A 6,141-nucleotide genomic window follows, 5' to 3' on the forward strand; every position below is an offset into this window, starting at 1 on the left:
GCGCAGCACGTTGACCGGGGACTCGTCGCCGCACAGTACCGGCTCGGCGCGCAGCGCGGCCTTCATCGCCTCGTCGAAACCGGCGGCCTCAAGATCCTCGGCGAGGCGGGCGTTCGCGCGGGCGACGAACCCGGCCGAGACCGGCACCCCGAGCAGCGCGTCGATGACCATCGCGGCCCGCTCGACCGGCACGTTGCCCTCGGAGGCCAGCAACACCGCCGCCGCGTGCAGCCGCGGCCCGTAGGACACCGTGCCCACCGCCGCGTGCCGCACCCCCGGCACCGACCCGGCCGTGACCTTCCGACAGCAGCCGCAGCGGCGCCGCGGCAACGCCCACTCGACCTTCTCCAGCACCGGGGTGAGCAGGTCCCAGACCTGCGCCCACCCGTCCGCGAGCACCTCGGCACCAGCCAGGTCCGCCTGGCACGACGAGCACTGGTCCGGCGGGTCCGCCGGTAACGACCGGTCCGGCCGTGGCTCCCGCGAAAGCCCCGCGCCGGGATGCCCCGGCTGCCCACCCGGCTTCCGCTCCTTCGAGCGGACCCGCTCCGAGGACCCCCGCCGCTCGGCCTTCCGCTTCTCCTTCGCCCCGATCGGCTCCTTCGACGGCGGGACCGACGAGTTCGTGCTGTCCATCCCGACCCGCCGCCGCAGGTCGGCGACCTCCAGCTCCAACCGCCGCCGCTCGGCCCGCTCCGCCTCCTGGCGCTCGGCCATACCCTCGATCACCCGGCGCAGCCGCTCGTTCGTCGCCGCCAGCCGGCCGTTCGCCGCCGCGAACTGTTCGATCCGCCCCTCGGCAGCCGCCAGACGCGACTCCAACGACACGGACGGGTCAGCCACAAACCCAGATCATCCACGCCCCACCGCCACGATCAAGCAACAGCCACAACGTGTCACCCCAACACAAACGCCCAGCTCAGCGGACCGCAGCCACCCACCCGTGAATGGACACCCGCTTGGGGCCGGTCCGGCTGGACTTTCACCAGCTAGTTCTCTGCGCCGCCCGGCGCACACTACGGCCGCCTCCGACTCCCCACCCGACACGTCACCCACTTCCCGAGATCATCGGTTATAGGATGTCGCCCCTCCGGCAGCTATATCGCGGTACTGCCGGGCCAGGCAGGGTCTCCCCAGTTCCCGCCGTCACTACTGAACGTTCCGCGCCCCATACCCCGAGGAGTCCTTCACGGCTGCAATCCAGGATCTACACCGCTTCCGTGGCCTTCACCGTGATTTCCGCGGCTCGGCACTCCCTGCTCCCGCCGAAGCGGGCCTCTAACGAGGCGGCAGGCTTCGCTTCATGCTACGGACCGTCCAGTCGCTCCCCCTTGCAGGGTTTTTGACGCTGGGCTCCGACCCGACCAGCGGTGGTTTGTTGTGATCGTTTGATCATGTGTGGGTGGCCGGGGAATTCCTGGCTGTGTCGGGTAGGGAAGGAGTGGTTCGGTCGCGGGGGTGATCGTGATGACAGAGCGGCTGCCGTGTCCGCCGGCTCCGGCGCCGGTGGAGGCGTACGCGTCCCGGTTCGATGATCTGTTTGCCTCTCGGGCGCAGCGTCGGGCGTTCCGGGACTACCTGGTCGGTCTGCTGCTGCCGCGGGACCGGAACAAGACGTTGACGTGTCTGGCCGGGGCGGAGCCGGTGGTGGGCGCGCAGCATCGGGAGGTCCAGCGGCTGCAGTGGTTCCTGTCCGAGTCCCCGTGGGACCACGAGAAAATCGACACTCGGCGGGTCGAGCTGCTCATGGCGGCGCCGGCCACCCGGCCTCATCCCGGTGGGGTACTGGTCCTGGACGACTCCGGGGACCGCAAGAGCGGGCACGCCACCGCGGGGGTGTCCCGCCAGTACATCGGTTCCCGCAACAGCGTGGACCGCGGGATCGTCGCGGTGTCCACCGCCTGGGCGGACGAGCGGGTGTACCACCCGCTGCACACCCGGCTCTATCTCCCGGCGCCGTGCCTGCCCGGCGGCCGGGCCGATCCGTCGTTTCGGACCAAGGGGCAGCTCGCCGCCGCTCTGGTCACCGACACCCACACCGCCGGCGTCCCGTTCCGCGCGGTGGTCGCCGACTGCTTCTACGGTCCGTCCGAAAGCCCCGGGCTGGTCGCCGAGCTACGCGAGACCGGGGTGCCGTTCGTGCTGGCCCTCAAACCGCACCAGGAACTGTCCCGCCCCGACGAGGACACCGAGCTGCGCACCCCGGCCCAGGCCGCCCGCGCACGGGTCTGGACCAGCCCCGCCCGGCCCGGCCAGTGGACACCGGTGAGGCGCACCTACCGCGACGGGCACACCGAGACCTGGTGGGCCACCGACTGCCGGGCCGGCCCCTACCGCATCGGCGGGCCGATCCGGCTGGTCGTGGCCACCACCGACCCGGCCACCCTGCCGACCACCAGCACCTGGTACCTGGCCACCACCCTGCCCCGCCCCGACCTGCCCACCACCCCGGCGCCGGCGTTCCCACCCGCCACCCACGACGAGATCGTCTACCTGCACGGGCTGCGCGGCTGGGTCGAACAGGACTACAAGCAGGTCAAGCACGAACTGGGCTGGGCCGACTTCCAGGTCCGCTCCGCCACCGCGATCGCCCGCCACTGGACCCTGGTCAACTGCGCGTTCAGCCTGTGCTGGCACGACACCACCCCCGCCGAGCCACCCACACCCGCCCCACCCGACGACGGGCGGACAACCCCCACCACGCCGCCGTGCTGGCCAGTCAGCCTCCGACAGGTCCGCGCCCCCCTGACCCCCCTGTGCCTCCTACTACGCATCTGGCAGGCCTGGACCACCACCCCGATGCCCCGCCCACTCCGCGAACTGACCGGCACCCTGCTGGCCGGACACCGACTCTGCCTCTACCTACCCCCGTAGATCACCGATCACGAATTGCCGATCACAACAAACCACCGCCAGTTACCCAGCCGAGCCGCCAGCCTGCTACCGGGCCTCCTGGCAGCTACCCGGACCGGACTTCCACCGGCAAGCGACGACGAGCTTACGCCAGCGAGATCAGCCGCTCACACGGCGTCACCTCCCACTGTCTGCTGGGCGCACGAAAGATCGAGGCTAGTCCTCGGACTTGGCTTGTCCTCGCGCTTCGTCGGCAATGAGCTCCTTCACGAGCCGGCGCAGCCGCAGGCCGGATTTGTCGGAGCGTACGCTGAACTCGCGCAACGGACCCGGATGGGTGAGCGCTACTTGTTCGACGGCCTCCAGCGCATCCTTGTCCTGGTTGAAGGTAAAGAGCGCCATCTGCCAGAACCGCTCGTCGAACTCGCTGTCGTCCACGCGCCAATCGCGCGCTGCCGCGAAGAAGTAATGACTCGTTCGCTCCGTCTCGGGAGTGAACGCGTGCAGGACGGCCCCGTGGTACTCGTGCCCGTCGCCAGCCGGGCTGCGCAACGTGGTCGTCGCGATGTGCAGGGCTGGCGTCGGAACCCTGCTCTCATTACGTCGATCAACGAGTGAACCCGGCTCTACCCCCATCGCTGCGGCGTTCGGCGCTGCCGGTGCCGAGCGCAGGTCACGGACCTCAACCAGCACGCCGTCTTCGATACTGAGGCTCGGCCGTACTCTCGTCCATTCTTGGGTGGCTAGCCCCCCGGGGTGCAGATAGTCGAAATGGCTGAGATCGAGGACGTTCTCGTGGCCGCGCAGGTAGTTGGCAGCCATCGGCAGATACGCCTCGTCCATACGCCAGTCGGGGTTGGTCAGCCACGGGTAGGCAGGGATCTCGGTGGGGTCGGCATCGTCGCCGTCGCCTGTCCACACCCAGACCCACGGCGCCCGCTCGATGACGGCGTAGGTCCGCACGGCAACGCGGGTGGACACCTCCGGCTGGGATGGAACTTCGGCGCATGACCCGTCGTGGTTGAACAACAGCCCGTGGTAGCCGCACCTGACTTGGTCGCCCTCCCTGCGGCCTTTCGACAGGGGCAGCCAGCGGTGTGGGCACATGTCGTCGATGGCGACGACGGCTCCCTCATTGGTTCGGTACAACACCATTGGCCGGTCGGCGATCCGCCGGGCGAGGAGGTCGCTTCCCACCTCCGCGGAACGCGCCGCCACCCACCACATCCGACTCGGGAACGTCGGCGCCCCGCCAAGGGGCAGAGTTTCCGGGCGAGCAACGACGCTCATGGCATCTCCTTCATTCGGAGGAATCGGCCCTGCGGGGCAAAGTCGCCGATTTCCGGTATATTATCGTTTCTGACGGCAAGATTCGAGTGTGCCGCTCCTACATGTCACTGTCAAGAGCCGGGTCCCCAGGCGACGGGCCGTCGAGGCGACGCGGTCGTGGGTCGCGGCGGCGTTGGCTCGGCGAGCGCCTCGACAGCGGCGGCGCGGACCGGCTCCGCCACGATGTGTGCCCCAAGAGGGATGCCTTGTGCCCAGCGTGCCGCCACTCGGCCTACAAGGTCTCGGTGAGCCGGCAGCTGTTGGGCAGGCTGGTGGGAGTCGACGGCGCTGATGCCCGCCTCGCGCGACGTCACCCGCCGTCGTCGACCCCGACGGCCCAGACATACCGCTGATGATCTCTCAGATTCAGGACGTCACCGAGCAGGTGGCCGCCGAGTTCCGCCTGGGGCTGGTACTCGAGAACGCGCCGGTGTCGATCGTCCTGGCCGACGCCGAGGGCCGCGTCCTCTACCGGACCGACACCGCGAACCCGCAAGCCGCACAGACGATGCCCGTCAAGGACGGGGACAGCATCGACAAGATCCTCCAGGGGCACCCGCGGCTGCAGGCGATGGTGCGCCGCTCCCGCGCAGGCGAGCACATCCACGAAATCCACTCGATGGACGACCGCTCCTTCGATCTGCACCTGTTCCCTGTCGTCTACGGGTCGGCCTCTGCGTCGCGGTCCTCTCCACCGAGGTCACGGCGCGTGAACGGGCGTTGGAGCAGGTTCGCCAGCGCTCAGCGGAACAGGCCATCCTGGCCGACCTCGCCCCGCGGGCGTTGGAGAGCCTCGAGCCCGACGTACTGTGGCGGCGCGTGGGGAGGTCGTCCTCGCCGAACACCTGGACGCCGCGGTCCGCATCCGGCGCTCCGACCACACGGCCGACGCTGGCACGGACGGTGACACGGACGCCGATCGGTTCGGATGCCGACATCCTCCCGATCGCCGACCGCATCCTGGAGCGGCTGGTCGCGCCGACGACTATCGACGGTCACGGAGGGTCGGAATCGGCCAGTGTCGGAATCGCGCTGTCCGACCCGAGCATGCCCGACGGTGACGAGCTCCTGCGAGCGGCGGACATTGAGCCATTCCCAGCAACGACCTGTGACGTTCGGTGACTGTTACGGGGTGTGAGTATCCCTGGGGCTGTGACAACGAGGGCGCGGGGCTCCGATAGGAAGGTTGCTCCGACCAAAGATCAACCCCAGGGAACCCCGCGCCTCGATGAGTTTCACATACACCGCCGAGTTGCCCCTCGGCGATCACACCGTCTTCCGCCTGGCGGGTCTTCTCGTCGCGGAGCGTCAACGCCGTGGCACCCGCGACGGCACCCGCACGCTGTCCGCGCTGGAACAGGCCGTCATGGTCCTGCGCTGGTTCTGTGACGGCCTCAGGGCCAGACAGCTCTTCGGGGATCATGGAGTGTCCCGGTCGGTGGGCTACCGCTACCTGCACGAGGGCATCGCCGTGCTCGCCTGGCAGGCCCCTGACCTGCGCGAAGCGCTGATGCGGGCCAGGATCGCCGGCTACGACCACCTCGTCCTCGACGGCACGGTCATCGAGACCGACCGGCTGCGCATGCCCGGCCCGACCGAAGGCGTGGACCTGTGGTGGTCCGGCAAGGCCTCCAACCACGGCGGCAACATCCAGGTCCTCTCGGCCCCCGACGACGGCTGGCCGCTGTGGGTCTCGGACGTGCGGCCCGGCCGCGAGCACGACTCGACCGCCCTGAAAGCCTCCGGCGCACTGGCGATCCTCGAGGAATGGACCGCCGACCTGCACGAGGTGCTGTTCGACCTCGGCTACGAAGGGATAGGAAGCCCGGCCGGGCCGCTCGCGATCGCGTACAAGAAGCCCAAGGGCGCCACCCTCACCGACGAACAGAAGGCACACAACCGGATCCACAACGCGCTACGCGCCGTCGGCGAACGCGCGAACGCCCTGCTCAAGGTCAC

At 69.4% G+C, this 6,141-nt stretch carries 5 protein-coding genes; 2 read left to right on the plus strand and 3 right to left on the minus strand.

The genetic code is table 11. From position 1 onward, the window contains the following. Positions 1-843, minus strand: an 843-nt coding sequence (locus QOZ89_RS46650) for an IS66 family transposase (RefSeq protein WP_312630356.1), incomplete at its 3' end; no start/stop codon positions are given. Positions 844-1,467: 624 nt separating this feature from the next. On the opposite strand from QOZ89_RS46650, the gene QOZ89_RS46655 reads away from it, so the two are divergent. After that, positions 1,468-2,874 carry an IS701 family transposase gene (locus QOZ89_RS46655; RefSeq protein ID WP_312630357.1) on the plus strand — a complete coding sequence of 469 codons (1,407 nt, stop codon included), beginning with the start codon at positions 1,468-1,470 and terminating at the stop codon, positions 2,872-2,874. Between the two features lie 195 nt (positions 2,875-3,069). Here the strand turns inward: QOZ89_RS46655 and QOZ89_RS46660 are convergent, their stop codons facing one another. Next, positions 3,070-4,143 (minus strand): Rieske 2Fe-2S domain-containing protein, encoded by a 1,074-nt coding sequence (locus tag QOZ89_RS46660; RefSeq protein ID WP_083418725.1) that lies wholly within the window; start codon positions 4,141-4,143, stop codon positions 3,070-3,072. Positions 4,144-4,492: 349 nt separating this feature from the next. Beyond that, positions 4,493-4,828 (minus strand): hypothetical protein, encoded by a 336-nt coding sequence (locus tag QOZ89_RS46665; protein ID WP_312630358.1) that lies wholly within the window; start codon positions 4,826-4,828, stop codon positions 4,493-4,495. Positions 4,829-5,410: 582 nt separating this feature from the next. Here QOZ89_RS46665 and QOZ89_RS46670 point away from each other — a divergent pair. Then, the coding region (locus QOZ89_RS46670) for a transposase family protein (protein WP_312629992.1) at positions 5,411-6,141 on the plus strand (731 nt) is incomplete at its 3' end.

This window comes from Pseudofrankia coriaricola (assembly GCF_032027725.1).
In the GTDB taxonomy this organism is placed as follows: Bacteria; Actinomycetota; Actinomycetes; order Frankiales; family Frankiaceae; genus Pseudofrankia.